This window comes from Cobetia sp. MC34, assembly GCF_018340035.1.
In the GTDB taxonomy this organism is placed as follows: Bacteria; Pseudomonadota; Gammaproteobacteria; order Pseudomonadales; family Halomonadaceae; genus Cobetia; species Cobetia amphilecti.
The window spans coordinates 72,936-94,982 of record NZ_JADPPY010000002.1; the positions used below are offsets into that span (position 1 = coordinate 72,936).

The following is a 22,047-nucleotide window of genomic DNA, read 5'->3' on the forward strand; positions in this document are numbered from 1 at the left end:
AGTGTCACCGCTCAGCGGCGGGCGAAGGCCGCGATGGGGTTATCCAGCTCGCCCTTGAGCTGCAGGGCGCCAGACGGATCGGTGAGATCGACCATCTGCTGGTTGTTGCGCAGCTGCAGGCGGTTGAGGCACGACAGCGTGAAGCGCGGCGCGAACAGGTCATGGCGCGCGAACTTGTCGGCCATCTCCGGATGGGCATCCTGATAGTCATGGATGCAGGCCGCGACGCGCGACCAGAAGGCCTCCTCCGTCATCACCTGCTCGCGCACCAGCAGCGGTACCGCGAAGCGGAAGATGCAGTCGAAGACATCGGTGAGCAGCGACAGGATACGGATCGGTTCCGGCACCTCGACCACCAGACGCTCGACCCCTGCCGGCAGTTCGAGTGCACGGGTCTCCTCGGTGGCGAACAGCGCCGCTTCCTCGGCGATGTCCTTCATCAGCGCACCGCACGGCACGCCATCGCGCAGACGCATGATCAGGTTCTCGCCATGCGGCATGAACACCAGGTCGTGCTTGAAGTAGCAGTGCAGCAGCGGCGTCATGTAAGCCGTCAGCCACTTGTCGATCCACGCTTCGGCGCCGATGCCGGAACGCTCGATCAGCGCCGGCAGCAAGGCCTTCTCATCGTTGTCGACATGCAGCAGTGCGGCCATGGTCATCAGGCGCTCGCCCTCGTCCTTGACGTCTTCCGGGCTCTCACGCCACAGGCTGGCCAGCATCTTGCGATAGCCGATGGCCGCCGGGTCCGCGTCTTCCAGCACATCATCGCGATAGCCGATGGCCGCGACTTCACGCAGCAGGCGGAAGCCCCACTTCTCGAAGGATGGGTCCGAATCGATCAGGCCCTGCAGCCACTGATTGATGACCGGAGTGGCACGCATGTAATAGGGCGACAGGCCGCGCATGAAGCCCATGTTGAGGATCGACAGCGCCACCTTTACATAGCGACGGTTCGGCTGATTGCGGTTGTAGAGCGTGCGGATCGACTGTTGCGCCTGATAGCGGTCCTCCCCCAGGCCGAGACAGACGATGTGCTGACTGGCGATCTCGGCGGCGAAGGTGATCGCCAGCTTGTGGCTCCACTGCCACGGGTGCACCGGCATCATCAGGTAGTCGGAGGGCGCAAGGCCCTTCTCGGTCAGCTGCTGCTCCAGACGGGCGAGTTCGGCTTCACCCAGCTCTTCCTCGAGCAGACGACGCGGATCGAGACCATCCACGGCCGAGTAATGGGCGTTGTCGCGATGCACGGCGATCCACACCAGCGAGAACGGCTGGGCGGCTTCCGGCGCGTAGGCGCGATAGTCCAGCGCATCGAAGCCCATGCGGCCATTGTTGGCGACGAAGCACGGATGGCCTTCGCTCATTGCCGATTCCAGGGTCTGGAAGGAGGCGCCTGCCAGCACGCGGGCGGACTGATTCTCGCGCACGGCGCGCTGCATCTTCCAGGCGCTGGAGGCGAGCGTGGCGCTGACCTCCTCGAGATAGACCGGCAGTAGACGCGGCGGAATCTCCAGCACGTCATTGAGTTCCAGAATCAGCTCACGCGCGTCCAGCGGCAGGGCGTTGCCGTCGGCATCCAGACGCTGGATGGAGGCGGCATCGATCAGCCAGTGATCGAGCTGGAAACGGCGCGCCACGAAGCGATATTCCGCCGCGCGGCGGCTGACCGGCGGCGTGTCGCTGACCTGCGCTGCCAGCGGCAGGCGGAAGTGATGCCAGTTGTCATGGCTCTGGCAGGCGGTGCGGGTGCCGCAGTCATCGGCGCATTGCGGGTGGATCAGACGCTCGTGGCTGAACTCGGCCAGCGCCTTGCGCACCAGCAGGCGATTGGCCTGCTGCCAGTCCGGGCCGGTGAGATGCTGGCTGGCCGCGGCCGGGTTGGCGGTCACGCCGCTGTCCAGACGCGGGCTGCGAGTGGCCAGGGCGGCGCGGAACTCCTGCGGGGTGCAGAAGCACAGGCGGGCCGGCTTGCCGTCGAGATCCAGCGGGCCATGATCGACGAAGCCCACCGCGGCATTCAGCGGATGAATGGCGCGATTGCGGCTGTCCGGCTCCACCACCACACGGGTCACGGGACGGACTGCATCTTTCCCTTCATCGGCATGCTCATCGCGGAACTGGCCGGCGAAGATCATCGCCATGATCGATTCGATCACCGCCCGCGAGAAGCCGCTGATGGGGGCCTGGTCCTCGCTGCGCGGCGCGACGAGGAAGTGCATGCCGAAGTCGCCGGGCTGCACACTGTAATGCTTGCCGAGCGGGTCGTGCGCCGGGTCATAGAGCTCGACCAGAAAGGCCGGCTGGTCGTTGTAGAAACCGACCCAGCCCTGGGCGTGCTGGCTGTCTTCCAGGCCCTGGTAGAAGTCGTACTTGGTGGTGATGAGGTCATCACTCATGCCCCAGAAGCTGGCGCGTTCGCCGCTGGTCCACTCATCCACCATCGCCATGTCGGCGGCAAGGTCGAGCGGGCGCAGCGCGAATTCGGCGCGCTCGCTGGTGCTGTCGTCCTGCGGCTTGCGCAGGCGAGCCTGGGCTTGCTCCAGCTCCACCGCGCGGCGGGTGAAGCGCGTTCCCGGTGCCGGGCTGAGCAGATTGATCGTTGCGGGCGCGGCGAGTGAGGTCGTCCCGAATATCTGCTGTGACGGTGTCGCTGCACTGTGAGAACTTGCCGCGCTGCTGGACTGTTCGGCGCTTGCGGCGCTGGTGATGTCGACTGGCATGTTCATGCGGTGGTCTCCCGGTGTTGCGGTGCAGCGGTGTGAGTCGTGTCGGCCTGGGGGGCAGAGATGGTGTCGACAGAGGCGGTGCCAGCAGAGGAGCTGTCGGTAGAGGCGGTGCCGGCAGAGGATGGGCCGGTAGAAGAGGTGCCGGCGTGAATATCCGTCTCGCCGTAGGGCAGGTGTGCGGCGGGCAGCGGTGTGAAGCCATTGCCACAGCCCTTTTCAGAGCCGGGCGCGCCGAAGCTCTGGAAGGCGATGCGGCGCTCGATGGTATAGACCTCACGACCGGTGATGGCGCGCAGGATGCAGCTGTTGCGATAGCAGGCCATGCCCAGGTCCGGCGCGGCCAGCGAGTGGGTATGCAGCTCGGCATTCTGGACGAAGATCTCGCCGGCGAACGGTGATTGATCGCCCTCGTTGCCGTCGGCATCCGCGGTGCTTTGCGTGTCGACGGCGTAGAAACGACCGACGGCGTAGCGGCCTTCCTCGTCACGACGAATGCGTGACTCGATGCTGCGCAGGAAGGGCGGCGCCACGTAGTGATAGCCCGTGGCCAGCACCACGGCGCTGGTGTCATGACGCCAGGCCTGCTGCTGTTCGCGCTGATAGAGCCCCAGCGTGAAGTCGCCGTCGGTCTCTTGCTTGTTCAGCGAGGTCAGTTCGGTATTGGTCATCAGGGTGGTGGGCACCACGCCTTGCAGCTGCTTGGCGTAGAGGGTGTCGTAGATCTCGTCGATCAGCTCGAGATTGATGCCCTTGTAGAGGCCCTTCTGGGTCGCCAGCAGGGTGTTGCGCTGCTCACGTGGCAGGGCGTGGAAGTAATCGATGTAATCCGGCGAGGTCATCTCCAGCGTCAGCTTGCCGTATTCCAGCGGGAAGAAGCGTGGCGAACGCGTGATCCAGTTGAGCTGGTAGTTGTGCTGGTCGATCTCGCGCAGCAGGTCGAGATAGATCTCGGCGGCGCTCTGGCCGGAACCGATGATGGTGATGGCCGGCTGGGAGGTCAGTTCCTCCTTGCGCGCCAGATAGTGGGCGTTGTGGCACACGCGGCTGCCCGCGACCGGCACCACGTCACGCACGGCGTCGGCGGCTTTCGGCAGGTAGGGCTGGGTGCCGGTGCCCAGTACCAGCTTGCGTGCGCGATAGGCGAAGGCTTCGCCGGTGCTGGGGCGAGTGCCGCGCACGACATAGATATCGCCGACATGCTGGATGTCCTGGACGTCGTGATCGAAGCGCAGGCAGCTCAGCTCGCGCGCCGCCCACTGGCAGTACTGGTTGTACTCGCGACGCAGCAGGAAGAAGTCTTCGCGGATGTAGAAGTTGTAGAGCTTGTCATGCAGCTTCAGATAGTTGAGGAAGCTGAAGTGGCTGGTCGGGTCGGCCAGCGAGACCATGTCCGCCATGAAGGGCGTCTGCATGCTGGCATCTTCCAGCAGCATGCCCGGGTGCCAGTCGAACGCGGCCTTGCGCTCGAGGAAGACGCCCTGGACGTCTTCCAGCGGCTCGCTCAGACAGGCAAGGCTGAGGTTGAAGGGGCCGATGCCGATGGCAACGAAATCCAGCACATCATCGCGCGCTTCCAGAGTGTCTGTGACGTGAGGGTTCGAGGTGTCATGCATGACGGCTTTCCTTGGCTTCTGTGGTGTGACTGCGACGGCTGGCGGCCGGTATGTCGGCCAGTGGTGCGCCATGGTTCGGCTGGGCGGTGGTGCTGACGGCCAGATGATGCGCCTTGACCAGCGCCTGGCCGTGCTGGCGGATCAACTCGACCACGGCGGCCAGGTCTTCCTGGCGCGTTTCCGGATTCAGGAGAGTGAACTTCAGGTACTGACGGCCCGAGACCTTGGTGGCGGCGACGATGGCTTCACCGCTGCGTGACAGGCGCTTGCGGATCTCGCGGTTCAAGGCGTCCCACTGTTCGGCGCTGAGGGTCTCTTCACTGGCGTCATGGAAGCGGAACACCAGGGTGCTGAGCTCCGGCGCCTGGAGGACATCGATGTCCGGCGCCGCCTCGAGCAGCTGGTAGCCCTCGCGGGTGAGATCGATCACGCAATCGAGCATGTCGCCGAGGGCATCGGCGCCCATCAGGCGCAGTGTCATCCACAGTTTCAGGGCGTCGAAACGGCGCGTGGTCTGCAGACTCTTGTTGACCTGATCCGGCGTGCCTTCGCGGGCCTGAAGCTCCGGGTTGAGGTAGTCGGCGTGGTAGGTGACGTGGCGCAGCTGGGTGCGATCACGTACCACACAGGCACTGCAGCTGACCGGCTGGAAGAAGGTCTTGTGGTAATCGATGGTGACGGAGTCCGCCATCTCGGTGCCCTTGAGCCAGTGACCGTGGCGGCGCGAGGTGATCAGGCCGCCGCCGTAGGCGCCATCGACATGGAACCAGATGCCACGGGCGTGGCATTCACGGCCGATGGCCTGCAGCGGGTCGATGCTGCCGAAGTCGGTGGTACCGGCAGTGGCGACCACGGCCATCGGGATCAGGCCTTCGGCGCGGGCATTGTCGAGGGCGTCACGCAGGGCCACGGGGTCCATGCGGCGGCGCTCATCCACGGCGACCGGGATGACGGCGTTGTGGCCGAGGCCGAGCAGGGCACAGGCCTTCTGCAGACTGAAATGGCTGATGCCGGAGGCGAAGACGCGCAGGCGTCCGGCTTCCGGCGGCAGGCCGTGGGTCTGGTTACCGGGGTGGTTGGGCAGCTTCTCGCAGACCGCGTCACGGGCCAGCAGCAGTGCCATCAGGTTGGATTGGGTGCCGCCACTGGTGAAGATGCCATCGGCGGTCGGGCCCAGGCCCAGGCGCTCGGTGGTCCAGTCGATCAGGCGCTGCTCGATCAGGGTACCGCCGGCGCTCTGGTCCCAGGTGTCGAGTGAGGAATTGATCGCGCCCAGCAGGCTCTCGGCCCATACACCGGGCAGCACGACCGGGCAGTTGAGGTGCGCGATGTAGCGGGGATGATGGAAGTAGACGGCATCCTTCAGGTAGAGCGACTTGAGCTCCTCCAGACCGGCTTCGAGGTTCTCGAGGGGCGTCTCGAGATCGAGGTCGGCAAAGGCCGGACGCAGGGCCTCCGGGGTGATGCCACTGAACGGCTTTTGAACACTGTCGAGCTGTTCGGCCACCAGCTGGCTGATGCGGTCCATGCCTGTCTGCCAGGCATCCATGTTGGCAGGCGAGAACAAGGCGGCGCGCGGCGAGCTGGACAGTGAGAGCACACAGGCATCGGTCTGGGCGTCAGACACGGAGGATCCTGCGGCAGCGCCGTAGGTGGCGGCGGAATCTTGAAGGCTGTGCATTACATAACCTTATGCGAATGTTCGCAGGTAAAGACTTGGAAGAGACTCGCAGCCAGCTGGGACAGATGGCTCAGGTGCGAGGACCAGTCAGGACATTCATCAAGTGCCGCGTTTGCGGTCGTTGTTGTTGGTGAAGCTGTTGCTGTTGGTGAAGCTGTGGGTCAAGCCATTGGCTAAGACGTCGGCATGGTCAGTCACGTCTGCCGTGGGCATCGGCAGAGTGAGTCGTCACCGAGCGCCCCTGTGTCGGGCAATCTCGGTGGCCGGCAATCCCGGTGGCCGGCATCCCCGGTGACATGTATTGGACACGCCAGAGCTATCAGACGATGAGGGGTTCAGGGCGATGGTGCCGGCGACATCCTTGCCGCCGGCGGGTCGTGCGGGTCGATTCAGAATCGACGGACTGCGGAGTTTTCGAAATCAGAAATCATAGGTCAGTGTCGCGGTCATGCTGCGCTCGGCACCGTAGTAGCAGAAGCTGGTGTTGTAGCAGGACGCGATGTATTCCTTGTCGAACAGGTTGCTGACGTTGAGCTGCACGCTGGTGCCGCTCCAGCCGATCTGGCTCAGGTCGTAGCCGACCAGGGCATCGACCAGCGCGTAGTTCGGCACCTTCTCGGTGTTCTCGGAATCCGCCCACATGTCGGCGTAGTAGCGCACGCCGAGGCCGGCATTCAGCCCCGTGAGCGGGCCTTCATTGAAGGCGTAGTCACCCCAGACGCTGACCTGGTGCTTGGGCACCTGGTTGGCATCGTTGCCTTCGGTGCCATCTTCCGCCTTGGCATAGGTCACGTCGGTGTAGCTGTAACCGGCCTGCAGCGCGAAGTCGCGGGTCACCTGAGTGCGGGCTTCCAGCTCCAGGCCCTGGGACTCGATCTCGCCGTAGGCGGTGTAGTAGCTGTCTTCCGGGTCCTTGGAGGCGACATTTTCCTGATTGATGCGGAACAGCGAGACGCTGTACTGATCACGCGTGCCGTTGGGCTGGTACTTCATGCCGACCTCGACCTGCTTGCCGGTGGTCGGGTCGAGCAGGTCACCGTCTTCATCGGTGTAGGAGTTCGGCGAGAAGGACGTGGAGTAGCTGACATAGGGCGAGATGCCGTTGTCGAAGCCGTAGATCAGGCCGATACGGCCGCTCATCTCGTTGTCGTTCAGCTCGCTGGTGGTGTTGTAGTCACGATCGGTGTTCTTGATGTTGACCCAGTCCTGACGCAGGCCGGCGGCCAGGTTCCAGCGACCCCAGCTGATCTGGTCCTGCAGGTAGACACCGGTCTGGTCCAGTTCACGCTTCTGGTTCTCGGTGGCATAGATGGAGACATCGGCATCGCTGCTGCTGGAGACATCCAGCGTGCTGGCGGTGCCGTATTCCCAGTCCACGTCATTGGTGCGCGTCTGATAGTCGGCACCGAACAGCAGGGTGTGATCGAAGGCGCCGGTGGAGAAGCGGCTTTCCAGCTGGTTGTCGACGGTCCAGGCGCGCAGGCTTTCTTCGCCGCCGGAGTAGTAGCGGGTCAGCTCGGTGTCCGAGGCCCAGCCATAGGCGTAGACCTGCTCGAGGTCGACATCGGAGCGCAGATAGCGGAATTTCTGGCGTGCGGTGACAGCGTCGTTGAAGCGGTGCTCGAAATCGTAACCAAGCATGCGTTCGGTGCGATCGAACTCTTCGTAGTCCTCGTCACCTTCGTAGAAGTCGTTGCCGAGCTTGGTGCCGTTGTAGCTGACCACCGTGCCTTCATAGGGCAGGCCGGAGTGGTAACCGCCTTCCGGGTCCTTCTGGAAGTAGCCCATCAGGGTGACGGTGGTGTCGTCGGTGACGTCCATGGTGATCTGCGGCGAGAAGGCGTAACGCTCTTCCTCGACGGAGTCGACCTGGGTGTCCTCGGCACTGGCGAGGCCGGTCAGGCGATAGGCGATGCGCTTTTCGTCATCCAGCGGGCCGGTGAGGTCGAATGCAGCACTGCGTTCGTTGTCGTCGCCGACGGTGAAGCGGACCTGGCCGGAGTCCTGGAACTCGGGGCGCTTGGACTGCATCGCGACCAGACCACCCGGGGAGGAGCGACCGTAGAGGACGGAAGACGGCCCTTTCACCACCTCGATGCTGTCGAGGAAGTAGGGGTCGATGGTCATCGAGCTATAGGAGCCCGAGTCACCCATCAGCTTCAGGCCATCCAGGAAGGTGTTGCTGACACTGCCGTCGGAGAAGCCACGCAGCACCAGATAGTCATAGCGGTTGGAGGCACCGATCTGGTTGGTGAAGACGCCCGGCGTGTAATCCGCGGCACGCTGTACCGTCTCGGCTGCGCGCTTGTCGATATCGTCGCGCGTGATGGTGGAGACGGCCTGGGGGGTTTCCAGATAGCCGGTGTCGGTCTTGGTAGCCGCTGTGGTGGTCACCGTCATGGTGTCGAGGGTCTCGTCCTGAGACTCACGGTGGTCGGCCGCCATGGCCTGACCGGCGAAGGGCAGGCCAAGGCCAATCGCCAGTGCCAGAGGGTGCCTGGGCAGGGTCATCAGCAGGGAGCGAGTGGCTTTATGTGCGGCGGAGTCTTTCATGAGCGCGGTGTTCCATCCGGAATGATTTATATAGGAATGATTCTTGTTCGTCGTTCTCTCCTGTGGGTAGACGTTCAGATGACAGCTTTCTGAACCATGAATGAGAATTATTTTTATCATTCTCTTATGTCGTGGTGTCATGAGGGCTGACCATCGCCGTCATGCGCGCTCTCGCTGGCTGGCGCAGGCCGTCATCCTCGACTGCTAGCGAAACAAAAAAACCGCCCCGTGGGGCGGTTCTGATGACGCGATGAACGTGCTCACGACGGGATCGCGCTTGTCTGGCGGCGTCGCGCTGTGCTGAAGGTTACTGGTCGACCATCTCGCCCTGCAGCGTGACGGGAATGTCGCCTACCAGCTTGCCGTAGCCCAGCAGGTTGAGCAGGGTGCTGCCGACCTGATTCCTGGCGACTTCTGCACTGTCCAGTGAAATGGGGTCGGCGTTGATGAAGGTCAGGTGGGTGGCATCCTGACGGGTGACCTCCAGCGGCAGGGTCTCGCGGTGGGTGCGGTTGCCATCGGTGGCCGAGAAGGGCACTTGCATGCGCGTCGTCTGACCGGGTTCCAGCGCCGCGATGGCCAGCGGGTCAAGATTCAGGGTCAGCGTGGCCAGGCGCATCTGGCTGACGCCGGACAGCCACGGCGGCAGCTCGCCGACCTTGTCGAGCAGATCGGTCTGGCCGACGCTCAAGGGAATGCTCATCTTGCCGTCATCTCCCACGGTGCCGCTCAGGCCATTGAGGTGATGCACGTGCTCCACATTGCCCTGGCTGCCCTGTGCGGTCAGCGTCGCGGTGGCGCCGCTGCTGTCGGGCACCAGCTGCCAGGCGGCCTGTGTCGGCAGGCTGACACCGATGCCACTCATGGCGAAGGCCAGTGCAGCGGCCTTGATCGGGGCACCGAAGCGGCTTTTGGTAGCTATGGCGGTGAGGCGGCTGGCGGGTTTGCCGGTCGAGCGACGCGCAAGCGTGCGACTCAGGGCGCGGGTCCAGCGAGAGAAAGGCAATGACATGTCATGACTCCTGATGGCCAGGGGCTTGATCGGGCGAGGCCCGCCATGAGCGCCTGGAAAAGATTCGATGCTGCAGATGGCACATTGGACAGGCGGCGGCTCCAAGGGTTCGCGACACTCGTCGCAGCCGCAGCCTGACGGGGATGATCAACGCACATCTCGCGTCGCAGCCGGGAGGGGGGAATCGCTATGTTGTTGAGTTTTCGGGCTTTCCCGAGGCTCATGCTTTCGCTATCATATGCGCGCTGCATGGGCCCATAGCTCAGTTGGTTAGAGCACTCGACTCATAATCGATTGGTCGCAGGTTCAAGTCCTGCTGGGCCCACCATGCATGCCTGCCAGTGGGGTTCATTCAGCTGATGCTCAAAAGCTTCAGTGCCCCGACAAGTCGCCAATGGCGGCTTTTTTTGTGCCTGCCATTCCAGCCTCTCTTGCTGTTCTTTCTTTCTCTTCTTTCCCCCACCAGTGCATCAATGGCGTGATTTCTCGTGGTCCTGAACCACGAACGCCCCATGCCATGGGGCATGAGGCGTTTTTCTCTACATTGACGCGGATCATCCGGTTCGGGTGATCTCTTGCAGGGTCGCTATCACTGAGTCTCTTCTTCCATTTCCTGATCAGTGTCATTGGCGGCACCGCTGATGGCGTTGCCGGCGGTGGTCAGCGCATTGGCGGTCGCCTGACGAGTGTCCTGCCAGGCGCTGGCAGCGGTGTTCTTGGTTTCATCCCAGGCCGCTGCGGCGCTCTTGCGCGTGTCCTGCCACCAGTCGGTGGTGTAGTTCGGCTGCTGCTCGAACTCGCTCACATCCATGTCGAGGTGGATGCGATATTCCAGGGCATCCAGATCATCACCCTGTTCGGTCTCGAGGGTGAACTTGCCCGTTTCCACGACGTACTGGTTCTCGTCCAGCCCCATGGAGTCATCGCTTTCGACGACCAGAGCGGCGACCTGCATGTTGTCGTCGAGCAGGATGTCCTCGACTTCACCGATCACGTTGTTGTCATCGTTCTGCAGGTAGACATCGGCATCCATCAGCTCATCTGCGGAGTAGAGCCCCTGCGGACTGGCCATGGCCATGCTGGTAGTGGACAGCAGCGTGGTCGCGGTGATCGCACCCAGAATCTGTTTGCGGTTCATATTGCTCATGCCGTACTCCTTGCGTGTTGAATCGGTACTTCTGGTCCGGTCCCTCAAGCGCTTCCTTCTCGCTCGTGGCGCAAATGATTCGCCAGAACCATGACCCTACCCACTAAGATCCTGACGAGACCGACAAGTTTCAAGGGGGGGGTGAAAGAAAAACTTGTACGAGAATTCCTCTCTCTGTCACATGCAAGGTGTAAATGGGCAATGTCGTCGTGCCAAGAGAGTGGGGTTTCTGGTGCTCCGTACCTGTCGCGAACAGGCCGCCCGCACGCGCTCTGTCAGCAGGGTCCTGACGAAGGGGCGAGTAGAGGGGGCGAGCAGGGAGGTGAGGTTCTGAAGGATTGCATGGATGCCAAGGCCCGCGCCGTTCAAGGCAAGAAGTCGAGACAAGGCACGCGGATATGTCGCAATCAGTGCGCGTTCAAGGCTTTTTCTGCTCTCTGATTGGCTGCCTGGCGAGTGGAACAAGCTGTTTTTGCACGTCATAAGAGGCTTTTTTGTAGCGAAATGTTACACGGCTCTGGCGGGGCGCTCTCGTGCTACAGCGGGCGCATGGGGAGAGCTAAACGCTTGATCAGCGCACACGAAAACGCCTGCCAATGCGTCTACATGAGCTATACAGATACGTTCTGATACGCGTTAAAACTTGTACAAGGTTTTGGAAGTGTCTAACTTTGCAACTGTCTAAGCACGGCGGGGCAGGCAGGAGATCACCCTGATACAACATTGATGGAGCCGCAGAGCCGCTTTTTCAATCCCTTGTCAGGTTGCCGCAAGTTTTCACATCGTCATGCCGCCCGCTCCACCGGTTTCGAGCACAAGGTTTTCATCATGGATCCAATGGAGGGCATCGAGATGAACACAGTACGTAAGGTTCCCATGGAGTGTTCACGCTGTGGCAGCAACCGGGTTCACCTCGAAGATTCCCCGGCAGATGATGACATCGTCAGTTGTGCAGAATGTGATGAGTTTCTGGGTGTCTGGTTCATGTTGCGTGATCGCCTTGAAGTCAGCGCCCGCAAGCGAGCTGCGATTGACCCGGCCCTGATGGCGCAGAAGGTGGTCCAACAGCTGGACGCCTCGGCCTGAAGCAAGCGCCTTTAAGGTCCAGTGTTCGCCAGTGCGTGTGAGTGCGCACAAGAATTTTTACCTCAGTGCCAGTCGGATTTGCTGTTTCGCCCTGGTCGCGGGCTTGTTGCCCGGGGCAGCGAAACTGAATTTCTGGCACTGCAGGTGGAGTCGAGATTTCCGTGATACCGCTGACGACTGTTCAGCGTCCTGGTCGACCTGCGGCGAGCCGCGTTGCTTCCGCGATAGGTTCTGTTCTGCCTGAGAGTGTTTTCCCGGCCTTTGGCCGGGATTTTTTTGGCTTCAAGCCCATGAATGCCTGTCTGACGCCCGTCTGAAGAACGGTGCGGCGGATGCCCCCTGATCTGGTATGCGTTTGATCTGCGTCATTCGCGAGGTGTTATCAGACTGTAAGATAGTGCTGTCAGACTCTTGCCCGTCGCGCTGCCATGAAGTGTGTTCCGCGCTCTGCGCGATACCTTCCGCAGCCGTGAGCGCAGAGACTGACCAGCGATAAAATTGTGGCATCTAACCGAAAGTGCAATGGAGTCTGTCGCTATCTGTCTCCATCATGCGCACGCAAACCGAGCCACGTCTTGATGTTTTCTGTACTGAGAATCTGGTCATGACATCGTCATCTTTTGCGTCGAAAAGGAGTTCGCGCATGTTTACCCCATCAGTCCCGACCCGTAATGGCCCTCAGTGTCCCGAATGCAACGAAGCGCTGGATTGGCCTGCCCGTGATCTGCCGGATGATCACATCCTCAAGTGCCCCAACGGCCATGCGTTGTGTTCGATGGGCGATTTTCGCCTGGCGGCACGTGAGATGGCGCTGCAGGAAGAGTTCCGCCTGACGCGTGATGGCGCCAGATCACACGGCCAGCACCGTGTGCCGGAGCGCCCCGTCGCGCGCATGCCCAACACCGCAAGCCATGGCACCAGCCATGAGTCGCTTGCCGGCAGCATCAGCGCCGCGTGACATCTGTCTGTTCGCGCCTGCCCCTCAAGCCCCGGCCACCGTGCCGGGGCTTTGCGTCTGAGCGCAGTGCCGGGCAGTGCCTGGGCGAGGTATCTCGGTGAGGTAGCTCGAGCCGAAAGACGAGCGACTCCCCGCCAGCGGGGTTGCATGCCGTGTGAGTGGCCCCATGTCTTGGGGAGACGCCAATCGACCAGCCTCAAGGCGAGCGGCCCAGACACCGAACAGGAGAATGCTTCATGTCAGATCTTTCCGAGGAACTGCGTATTCCCAAGCCGTGCCCGGACTGTGGCAGCCAGCGAGTCCGCGTCTCGCAGGTCCACAATCCCGACGACAAGGTGTTCTGTGCATCCTGCGGTACCTACGTCTGCCTGTATGCCGATGTGGCCAGGATGCGAGAGGAGGGCGCGAGCAGCGAAGCGGAAGAGCTGCTGGAGCAGGCCTCCAACAAGGGTATGAAGAAGTGACCTGATCTCTGGCCGAGACACCGATAAAAGAAAAGGCCCCCCACCGTGAGGTGAGGGGCCTTTTCTTTTATCGGGCACATTTCATGTCAGGCGTATTTCATGTCAGGCGCAGGCCCTGTGCTTGCGGGCCCGCGCCTGGGTTCGCGTTAGCTCTCGTCACCCTGACTCGGGATGGAGGCCTTGGCGATGGCGCCAGTGTTGTCGGCGGCTTCCAGCTTGGCCAGCATGTTCTCTGACTGACGCTTGAAGTTGGCGAGCGCCTTGCCGGACAGAGACTTGTTGTTCGGCAGCTGAACGCGCATGGCATCGACCTGGCGGTTGTTGACCATCACCTCATAGTGCAGGTGCGGGCCGGTGGAGCGGCCGGTGTTGCCTGACAGGGCGATCTTCTCACCCATGGTCACGCGCTCGCCTTTCTTGACCAGCGGGCGTGACAGGTGCAGATAACGGGTCTTGTAGCCGTTGTCCATGCGCAGCACCAGATAGCGACCGGCCAGCGGGTGATTGCCGACCAGCTCGACGACGCCATCTGCGGTGGAAAGCACCGGCGTGCCGATACGCACCGCGAAGTCAGTGCCCTTGTGCGGGCTGATGCGTCCGGTCACCGGATGGCGACGGCTGAGGTTGAACGGCGAGCTGATGCGCGCCTTGTGCGCCAGCGGATAGCGATTGAAGGCCGGGTCGAGGCCCTTGCCGTCGGGGGTGTAGTAGCGGCCATCGCTGCTGTTGCGCACCACGGTCAGTGACTTGCGAGAACCTTCGTAGCGTGCGGCGAGGATGCGGGAATCCATGCTGGTGCCGTCGATCATGTCGGACTCGACCAGTACCTGGAACCTGTCACCCTTGCGCGTATCGCGACGGAAATCGATCTTCTTGCCCAGCACCTGGGTCAGCTGGCTGACTTCCGCCACGCCCAGGCCAGTGGCTTCCGCTGACAGGGAGAAGCTGCCACTGACCGTACCGGCGAACATGCGCTGAGTGGCCTGGGTCGCCTTCTCGATCTTGGCGACATTGAAGCTTTCACCGCCTGCCTCACGCTTGACCATGAAGCCGCGACGCGCGTCCTTCATGATGCGCAACGCCAGCAGGTTGCCGTCTTCATCCAGCTTGTAATCGAAGCTGTCGCCGATGCGCCAATGCGTCAGCACGCGCTTGTCAGGCAGCGCCTTGAGGATGCGCGTGGTCTCGCTGTAGCCAAGGCCCAGCGAGCGCTCCGCCATCACGGCGAAGGTATCGCCGGCCTGCACGGTATAGGTCTGCCACTCGGGCACATAGACTTCCTCGGCCGCCAGCTCGGTCTGCAGCGTCGGGCTTTCGCCGAGCTCGACCGGGTCGACGGAGAGGTCGTCATAGGAGGTGCCGCCGGCCTGTTCGTCGGTCGCGGTGCCGATGACGGCTTCCGCGGTCTTCACTGCCGCCGGCGCCAGTGCCACGATCGGGCCTGCCGTCTGGCTGTCGGGATGATAGTTGGCATCCGTCAGCAGCGTCGGCATGTCGAAATCGATGGCGACGATCTCGCTGGGCGTCAGCGCTGCCAGCGGAATGTCACCGGAGGTCGAGCTGGTCGCCGTCTGATTGGCGAGCTGCGCCGGGCTCAGGGGAGACTGAGTGTCATCGGCGGCAGCAATCGCCAGCGGCAGCTTGGCCGGGGTGCTGGAATTTGCACTGGCCAGGTCGATGGCGATGGACTGTGAGGCCGTAGAGACATCAGGAGCATCGAATGTTTCGAGAAGCTTGTGAGCACCCAGCACGGTAACCATGGTGGCAACAGGTAAAAGAAGATACTTGTGCGCGCGAGGGAGCGAATGAAGGATTCGCAGCATATGTGACCGATAAAGTTATGTGAAATGAAAAGATGGCAACAATGAGGCATTCGAACCTTAACCAAGGTTCCCATCGTTCGATAGGCTGGACGCATGTCCAGTATGAGTAATTCAACCCTGTTTAGATCATTGACGGCGCAATTGGCGGTACCGGCAACATGAGGTCTGGCGAAAATAGCGCCATTTTTGCTTAGGAAACGCTGTTCAGGCAGTAAATCCTGCTTGGTGTTAAATTTTGTAAAGTTACGCAAAATAGCGTATTTGGCCTCCTGCATTTCAGAGGATGCCGTCCTGATGTCCGAGGATTGCGACCAGATGTCGGGAGTCCGACAGCACAGAATGCTCTTTTGCTCCCGTCGGGTTGCAGTATCAGGTGTCTGGTTTTTTGCGTCTGGCATGTCAGGATTGCCCCGTGCATTCCCGTACGTTCTGCAAGAGGAATCCCGATGTCGTCACGCGTGACACTGGCTCAGTGGCAGATGCTGGCCGCCGTGGTGGACCACGGCAGCTTCGCGCGCGCGGCGGCCGCGATCCACAAGAGCCCATCGACCCTGAATCACGCCGTGCATCGCCTCGAGGCCTTGCTGGGCGTGCAGGTGCTGGAGTCGGTCGGGCGCAATGTCCGGCTGACCGAGGCGGGTGAATTGCTGCTGCGCCGGGCGCGTCAGCTGATCGAGAATGCGCGGGCACTCGAGGATGTGGCCGATGCGCTGTCGGCGGGCATGGAGAGCGAGATCGCCATCGCGGTGGATCAGCTGTTTCCGCCGGATGTGCTGGCACGGGCGCTGGAAGCCTTCTCGACGGCCTACCCTCAGGTGCGTGTCCAGCTGCACGAGACGACGCTTACCGGCGGGCGCGAGCTGTTCGAGGAGAAGGAAGCGGAGCTGTTGATCAGCGGTCTGATGCTGGATGGCCATCTCGGCACCCCGTTGCTGCGTGAAACCTTCATCGCCGTGGCGGCGCCGGGGCACCCGCTGCATGCTCTCGGGCGGCCGCTGGATCTGCGTGATCTCGTGCAGCATCGCCAGCTGGTGGTACGCGACAGCAGTCGTTCCAGCGGCATGGATGCCGGCTGGCTCAAGGCCGAGGCGCGCTGGACGGTGAGCCACCTGGCCACGTCAGTCGATCTTGCCGAACGCGGACTGGGCTTCGCCTGGCTGCCCCGTTCCCGCATGTGCGAGGCTCTGGCCCGGGGGCGGCTGCTGCCACTGCCGCTGGCCAATGGCGGCGAGCGCGAAGTGTCGCTGATGCTCTATCTGCCGGACGATGATCGCGCGGGCCCCGCCGTCCGCGCGATGAAGGCGCAGCTGCACGCTGCCGTCGAGCAGGATGCAAGCGAGCGGCGCTCCTGAAAGCGCGCAGGGCCTGAAAAGAGTGAGGGCTTGAGAAGAGCGCGCGGCGTGATCGTTCGAGAAACTCGATCGTTGCCACGCAGTGAATTCGCTTGCGCTGTCGCGCTTGGCTCTTAGGCTGGGGGCATCCCCTCAGCCATATAAGGAGCGTGCAAGATGGGCTTACTGGTCGACGGCAAGTGGCAGGATCGCTGGTATGACACCGACAGCACCGGCGGTGAATTCAAGCGCGAAAGCGCGCGGCTCAGGGATTGGGTCGTGGCGCCCGATGCCCCGCTCGAGGGGCCGCAGGGACAAGCGGCCGTGCCCGCCAGTGCAGATCGCTTCCACCTCTACGTCTCGCTGGCCTGCCCGTGGGCGCACCGCGCGCTGATCATGCGCTCTCTCAAGGGGCTCAAGCCGCTGGTCGGCATGTCCTACACCAGCCCCTTGATGCTCGAACATGGCTGGAGCTATCTCGAGGAAGAAGGCTCCAGCGGTGACCCGATCAATGGCGTGCGCTATCACCACCAGCTCTACACCCTGACCGACCCGCACTACACCGGCCGTGTCACCGTGCCGGCGCTCTGGGACAAGCAGACAGGTCGCATCGTCAACAACGAGTCGGCGGAATTGGTGCGCATCTTCAATGACGCCTTCGATTCGCTGACCGGCAATGATCTGGACTTCTATCCCGAAGACCTGCGCGGCGAGATCGATGCCATCAATGCCGAGGTCTATGACAAGGTCAACAATGGCGTCTACAAGACCGGCTTCGCCACGCGGCAGGAGGTCTACGAGCGTCACTTCACGGCGCTGTTCGAGTGCCTGGATTCACTGGAGCGCCGGCTGGCCGACTCGCGCTATCTCACCGGGGAATGGCTGACCGAAGCCGACATCCGCCTGTTCACCACCCTGATCCGCTTCGATGCCGTCTACTTCGGGCACTTCAAGTGCAATCAGCGCCGTATCGCCGACTATCCCAATCTCTCGCACTATCTGCGCGAGCTGTATCAGTGGCCGGGCATTGCCGAGACCTGCGATCTTGCGCATATCAAGACCCACTATTACGCCAGTCAGCAGACCATCAATCCCACCGCTATCGTGCCGCTCGGCCCGAGTCTGGCGCTCGACGCTCCCCATGACCGCGAGCGTCTACCGGGCCAGGGCGTTCGTCGTCACGCCTGAGGTCTAGAAGTGTGAGTTGATCGCGCCCGAGTTGGTGGCGCCCGAGTTGATGACGAGCAGCGGTGGTTGGGTCAGGCGCGCGGTGTCGGGCGTCTCATCTTGGCCAGCCAGCGGTCCAGTGCATTGCCGAAGTCGCGTTGCTCGCGCTGGCCATAGGCGGAGGGGCCGCCGGTGTGCTCGCCGCTGGAGCGCATGCTCTCCATGAAGTCGCGCATCTGCACCTTGGCGCGAATGTTGTTGCTATCCAGCGCTTCGCCGCGGGTCGTCATCACCAGCGCGCCTTTCTCGATCGCCTCCAGCGCCAGCGGCAGGTCGGAGGTGATCACCATGTCGCCGGGGTGGGCGCGCTCGACGATCAACTGATCGGCAGCATCGGCCCCTTGTGGGACCGACAGCGCCTTGACGTGCATCGAGCGCGGCAGCGGCACCTGATGATTGGCGACGAACCAGGTGGGGGTCGCGGTGCGTTCCGCCGCGCGCACCAGGATGTCGCGCGCGGCGCGCGGACAGGCATCGGCGTCGACCCACAGCGTGGTGACATGCTCGGCGGGATGTTGTGGGGAGGGGGCGTCATGGTCTTGCGCGTCAGTCATGCAGGCTCCTGTCAGGTGGCTGTTCAGCGAGTCGTGATGGCAGGGCGCATGCCTGCCCGAGGGCGGGCGGCCTGCGACCAAGGTCAAAAGAAAGGATGCAGAATGCGTGAGAGGCTGCTAGAATGCCAGCTCCTCGCATGTAGTGACCCACCATCCTGAGTAGCCGAGCCCGACGTGATCGCCGTTTCTTGTGGCCATCAGCCGGTATTTCGCGCCTCCCGGACCGCGTGGCGTAGCTTGCCCCAGCCATCCGTGACCCCTCGATTCGATCGATGTCCGGCCGCCGCGATGCAAGACCCGTCCCTGTCCACAGTGTGCATGATGGAGCGCCCCGAGACTCTGAGTAGAAGAGCCTCTGGTTGCTGTACGGTCGCCGCAGCGTTGTGCCTGAAAGTGGAATTGCGTCCATCTTCAGAGCAACCCGGGCCCGTCCATGCCAAGACGTCCAGCACTCGTACGTTTTTTCTGATGATGCCAGCGCCTCGTGCCTGACTGCATCGCCAGACGGAGCCCTTACGCTTCGTGTCGGTTCAACCCGACCCATTCTTCAGCTGCAAGCCTTACTTGTAGCCATTTAGGTGTGAGATATACATGACCACGACTTCCGTCGTCGATCGCTTCAGCGATCTTGCCCTGCTGCCTGCCGTCCTGACCTCTCTCGAGAAGCTGGGCTACGAAACTCCGTCCCCGATCCAGGCTCAGACCATCCCGAGTCTGCTCGAAGGCCGTGACATGATCGGCCAGGCACAGACGGGTACCGGCAAGACCGCTGCCTTTGCACTCCCGCTGTTGACCCGTCTGGACCTCGACCGCCGTGAACCGCAGGTTCTCGTGCTGGCCCCGACCCGTGAGCTGGCCCAACAGGTCGCCGTCAACTTCACACGTTACGGTCAGTTCATGCGTGGCCTGGAAGTGGCCACTCTCTGCGGTGGTCAGGACTACCGCGAGCAGATGCGTAGCCTCAAGAGCGGCGCGCAGATCGTCGTCGGCACCCCGGGTCGTGTCATCGACCACCTGGACCGCAAGAGCCTGAACCTGAACGGCCTGAAAGCCCTCGTGCTGGATGAAGCCGATGAGATGCTGCGCATGGGCTTCATCGATGACGTCAAGCGCGTCGTCGCCGATACCCCGAAGGAAGCGCAGCGCGTCTTCTTCTCCGCAACTCTGCCGACCGAGATCGAGCGTATCGTCAACCGTTACCTGGTTGATCCGGTCAAGGTTGCCATCAAGTCCGAATCGCGTACCGCTTCCACCATCGAACAGATGATGGTGCGTGTCGAAGGCGGCGCCAAGCTCGAAGCGCTGTCCCGTCTGCTGGAAGTCGAGACCGTCGATGCGGCCATCGTCTTCGTGCGTACTCGTGCCGCCTGTACCACAGTCGTCGAACAGCTGATCGCTCGCGGTATCTCCGCGGCAGCGCTGTCCGGTGATCTGGACCAGTCCCTGCGCGAGCGCACCGTGACTCGCCTGAAGCGTGGCAAGGTCGACGTGCTGGTCGCGACCGACGTCGCCGCTCGTGGTCTGGACGTGGCGCGTATCACCCACGTCTTCAACTACGACCTGCCGGGTGACAGCGAATCCTTCGTCCACCGTACTGGCCGTACTGGCCGTGCCGGTCGTGAAGGTCGCGCCATCACCTTCGTCAGCGGTCGCGAAATGCGCAAGGTTCGCTGGATGGAGCAGGCCCTGGGCCAGCGCATCACCGAACGCCAGCTGCCGAGCGAAGAAGAGATCCGTGGCCACCGTGACGCCGCCTTCCGTGCTCGCGTCGTCGAAGCCCTGGGCAGCAGCTCCAACGGTCACCGCGCTCTGGTCCAGAGCCTGGTCGAAGAAGGTCACGATCCGGTCGAGCTGGCCGCTGTCTTCGTCAAGATGGCTCGCGCCGAAGAGACGCCGATCCAGTCTCTGCCGAAGCCGGGTGCGCGTCGCAACGAGCGTTCCGAGCGCGGTGAGCGCACCGAGCGTCCGGAACGCGGTGAGCGTCGCAACTCCGCGCCGGTCGCACGTGAAGGCATGAAGCTCTACCGTGTGGCCGTCGGCCACCGTGACGGCGTCAAGCCGGGCCAGCTGGTTGGCGCTCTTGCCAACGAAGGCGGCATCGAAGGTTCACGCATCGGTCGCATCGACATCCGCAACACGCACAGTGTCGTGGAACTGCCGAGCGGTCTGCCGACCAGCATCGTGTCCAAGATGGCGCGTGCTCGCGTCGCTGGCCGTCCGCTGGAACTGGCAGAAGACGGTGCGGGCGCTCGTCCGCAGCGCCGTGAAGGTGGCAACGACGACCGTCGTCGCGCCTGATCAGGCCTGAGTCGGGTCGGCACTGATCGCAGTGCTGGCCACGGCTTCTGAAAAGACCGGTACCTCTCACGAGGTGCCGGTTTTTTTGTGCCTGGACGAAAGGCGTCACCGGGGCTGGTATCCTGTGCTGGCGTAGGTCCACCGCTCATCATAGCTCCACCGCTCATCATTTCCCGAGGATGCCCACATGATCTCTTCACTCGATGCCTTGCGCCGTGGCCTGCAGGCCACGCCTGCCCGCCAGCTGATGCTGTGCGCTCTGCTGGCGACCCCTTGGCTGTCGCTCAGTGCGGCCCACGCCGAGTCCGGCATGCCGGCCAGCAGCGCCACGCCGGAGATTCGCGTCCCGCTGGTCTCGCTGGAGGCCCTGCGTCTGGCGCCGGTGGTCTCACCGCAGGGCGAGGCGCTGGGCAAGGTCGAGGATGTGCTCAGTGATACCCGTGGTCAGATCCATCGCCTGCTGATTCGCCCTGACGGCGGCGACAAGGCGGCCAGCATCGACTTCGCGCGCTTCACCCGTGAGGCGGTCAGTGACCCGCTGGCGGCTGAGGCCCCCGGCGATATCCGTTACCGTCTGGTGCTCGACATGACGCCGGAGCAGCTGACGGCAAGCGCGGACCAGCCGCTTTCCAATCGCCTGTCACGCCAGCTGGAACGCAGCATGGGGGAGGTCGGCAATGGGCTGGACATCTTCCGCAATCAGGCGGCGGAAGTGCTGCGTTCACTGGGCAAGCAGCTTGAAGGTGAGGGCGATCGATAGCATCTGAGGGAGAGAGACCCGCAACCACCGTGAGGGAATGCATGAGTGAGTGGATGACAGCACTGCACGATTGGAATCTCGACCCTGCCGCCGCCGTTGCCAAGCAACGCGAAATGGCCACTCGACTGACGTTGACGCCGCCCTGGGGAGCAAGCCCCGGCGAGTGGCCAGCGACCATCACGGGGGTCGATATCGGTTTCGAGGATGAGGGCGAGGTGACACGCGCGGCGGTGGTGACGCTGGATCTGGCGACGCTGGAGCCCCTCGAGCAGCAGCTGATCCGTCAGCCGACACGCATGCCGTATATTCCGGGCTTGCTGTCGTTTCGGGAGCTGCCCGCCGCCATCGCCGCCCTCGAATCGCTGGAGCGTGCGCCCGAATGCCTGATGGTGGACGGCCATGGCATCGCGCACCCGCGCCGCCTGGGCGTGGCGGCGCATCTCGGCCTGTGGTGTGACCTGCCATCCTTCGGCGTGGCCAAGAAGCGTCTGTGCGGCAAGCATGGTGAACCGGGCGATGAGCGCGGCGACTGGGTCGCGCTGACGGATCGCGTGCGTGAAGCGGATGGCGAGCTCGGCATCATCGAGAATAGCGAGCTGCCCAAACGCGAACAGCGCAGCCAGCTGGGCGCCGTGCTGCGCTCACGCGCGAAGGTCAAGCCGGTGTTCGTCTCGCCGGGCCAGTGCATGAATCTGGACACGGCGCTGGCGATGACCCTGCATTGCCTGGGCAAGACCAAGCTGCCCGAGCCGACCCGACTGGCGGACCAGCTCGCCAGCCGCCGCCTCAAGCGGCTTCGTGATGCCTGACC

Annotated in this window: 16 protein-coding genes and 1 tRNA gene; 9 read left to right on the top strand and 8 right to left on the bottom strand. The window is 62.9% G+C overall.

Annotated features, from left to right (window positions below):
- Positions 1 to 11: 11 nt before the first annotated feature.
- The 5 genes from IZU87_RS01650 to IZU87_RS01670 form a co-directional block, all read right to left on the bottom strand.
- Positions 12 to 2,729: a GNAT family N-acetyltransferase gene (locus IZU87_RS01650; protein ID WP_213113478.1), complete on the bottom strand. Its 2,718-nt coding sequence runs from the start codon at positions 2,727 to 2,729 to the stop codon at positions 12 to 14.
- Positions 2,726 to 4,342, bottom strand: a complete 1,617-nt coding sequence (locus tag IZU87_RS01655; RefSeq protein WP_213113479.1) for a lysine N(6)-hydroxylase/L-ornithine N(5)-oxygenase family protein — start codon at positions 4,340 to 4,342, stop codon at positions 2,726 to 2,728. Before IZU87_RS01655 ends, IZU87_RS01650 begins: the two co-directional genes overlap by 4 nt.
- On the bottom strand, positions 4,335 to 5,969 hold the full coding sequence (locus IZU87_RS01660; RefSeq protein ID WP_349305155.1) for a pyridoxal phosphate-dependent decarboxylase family protein: 1,635 nt from the start codon (positions 5,967 to 5,969) through the stop codon (positions 4,335 to 4,337). Before IZU87_RS01660 ends, IZU87_RS01655 begins: the two co-directional genes overlap by 8 nt.
- 474 nt (positions 5,970 to 6,443) lie before the next feature.
- Positions 6,444 to 8,576 carry a TonB-dependent siderophore receptor gene (locus IZU87_RS01665; protein WP_249330378.1) on the bottom strand — a complete coding sequence of 711 codons (2,133 nt, stop codon included), beginning with the start codon at positions 8,574 to 8,576 and terminating at the stop codon, positions 6,444 to 6,446.
- A gap of 307 nt (positions 8,577 to 8,883) precedes the next feature.
- A complete protein-coding gene (locus IZU87_RS01670; RefSeq protein WP_213113480.1) occupies positions 8,884 to 9,588 on the bottom strand; it encodes a hypothetical protein in 705 nt (234 codons plus the stop codon).
- Between the two features lie 251 nt (positions 9,589 to 9,839).
- On the opposite strand from IZU87_RS01670, the gene IZU87_RS01675 reads away from it, so the two are divergent.
- Positions 9,840 to 9,916, top strand: a tRNA-Ile gene (locus tag IZU87_RS01675).
- 261 nt (positions 9,917 to 10,177) lie between these two features.
- Here IZU87_RS01675 and IZU87_RS01680 read toward each other — a convergent pair.
- Complete coding sequence (locus tag IZU87_RS01680) at positions 10,178 to 10,735, bottom strand: PRC-barrel domain-containing protein (RefSeq protein ID WP_213113481.1); 558 nt, start codon at positions 10,733 to 10,735, stop codon at positions 10,178 to 10,180.
- A 723-nt stretch (positions 10,736 to 11,458) separates the two neighbouring features.
- Between IZU87_RS01680 and IZU87_RS01685 the strand changes: the two genes are divergently transcribed.
- From IZU87_RS01685 to IZU87_RS01695, 3 genes are all read left to right on the top strand, one after another.
- Positions 11,459 to 11,821 (top strand): hypothetical protein, encoded by a 363-nt coding sequence (locus IZU87_RS01685; RefSeq protein ID WP_213113482.1) that lies wholly within the window; start codon positions 11,459 to 11,461, stop codon positions 11,819 to 11,821.
- A 643-nt stretch (positions 11,822 to 12,464) separates the two neighbouring features.
- Entirely contained in the window at positions 12,465 to 12,779 is a 315-nt protein-coding gene (locus tag IZU87_RS01690) for a hypothetical protein (protein WP_213113483.1), read from the top strand.
- Positions 12,780 to 13,015: 236 nt separating this feature from the next.
- Complete coding sequence (locus IZU87_RS01695) at positions 13,016 to 13,243, top strand: hypothetical protein (RefSeq protein ID WP_043333131.1); 228 nt, start codon at positions 13,016 to 13,018, stop codon at positions 13,241 to 13,243.
- 146 nt (positions 13,244 to 13,389) lie between these two features.
- Here IZU87_RS01695 and IZU87_RS01700 read toward each other — a convergent pair whose 3' ends face one another.
- A complete protein-coding gene (locus tag IZU87_RS01700; protein WP_249330379.1) occupies positions 13,390 to 15,003 on the bottom strand; it encodes a peptidoglycan DD-metalloendopeptidase family protein in 1,614 nt (537 codons plus the stop codon).
- Positions 15,004 to 15,512: 509 nt separating this feature from the next.
- Here IZU87_RS01700 and IZU87_RS01705 point away from each other — a divergent pair.
- Both IZU87_RS01705 and IZU87_RS01710 read left to right on the top strand, forming a co-directional pair.
- Positions 15,513 to 16,418, top strand: coding sequence for a LysR family transcriptional regulator (locus IZU87_RS01705; protein ID WP_213113485.1), 906 nt, complete (start codon positions 15,513 to 15,515; stop codon positions 16,416 to 16,418).
- Between the two features lie 156 nt (positions 16,419 to 16,574).
- Positions 16,575 to 17,585, top strand: coding sequence for a glutathione S-transferase family protein (locus tag IZU87_RS01710; RefSeq protein WP_213113486.1), 1,011 nt, complete (start codon positions 16,575 to 16,577; stop codon positions 17,583 to 17,585).
- A gap of 71 nt (positions 17,586 to 17,656) precedes the next feature.
- Here IZU87_RS01710 and IZU87_RS01715 read toward each other — a convergent pair whose 3' ends face one another.
- Positions 17,657 to 18,178 carry a YaiI/YqxD family protein gene (locus IZU87_RS01715; RefSeq protein WP_213113487.1) on the bottom strand — a complete coding sequence of 174 codons (522 nt, stop codon included), beginning with the start codon at positions 18,176 to 18,178 and terminating at the stop codon, positions 17,657 to 17,659.
- A 591-nt stretch (positions 18,179 to 18,769) separates the two neighbouring features.
- Between IZU87_RS01715 and IZU87_RS01720 the strand changes: the two genes are divergently transcribed.
- The 3 genes from IZU87_RS01720 (at position 18,770) to IZU87_RS01730 (ending at position 22,045) form a co-directional block, all read left to right on the top strand.
- Complete coding sequence (locus IZU87_RS01720) at positions 18,770 to 20,476, top strand: DEAD/DEAH box helicase (RefSeq protein ID WP_043333127.1); 1,707 nt, start codon at positions 18,770 to 18,772, stop codon at positions 20,474 to 20,476.
- Positions 20,477 to 20,663: 187 nt separating this feature from the next.
- On the top strand, positions 20,664 to 21,236 hold the full coding sequence (locus IZU87_RS01725; RefSeq protein ID WP_213113488.1) for a PRC-barrel domain-containing protein: 573 nt from the start codon (positions 20,664 to 20,666) through the stop codon (positions 21,234 to 21,236).
- A 53-nt stretch (positions 21,237 to 21,289) separates the two neighbouring features.
- On the top strand, positions 21,290 to 22,045 hold the full coding sequence (locus tag IZU87_RS01730) for an endonuclease V (RefSeq protein WP_213113489.1): 756 nt from the start codon (positions 21,290 to 21,292) through the stop codon (positions 22,043 to 22,045).
- The last annotated feature ends 2 nt before the right edge of the window (positions 22,046 to 22,047 follow it).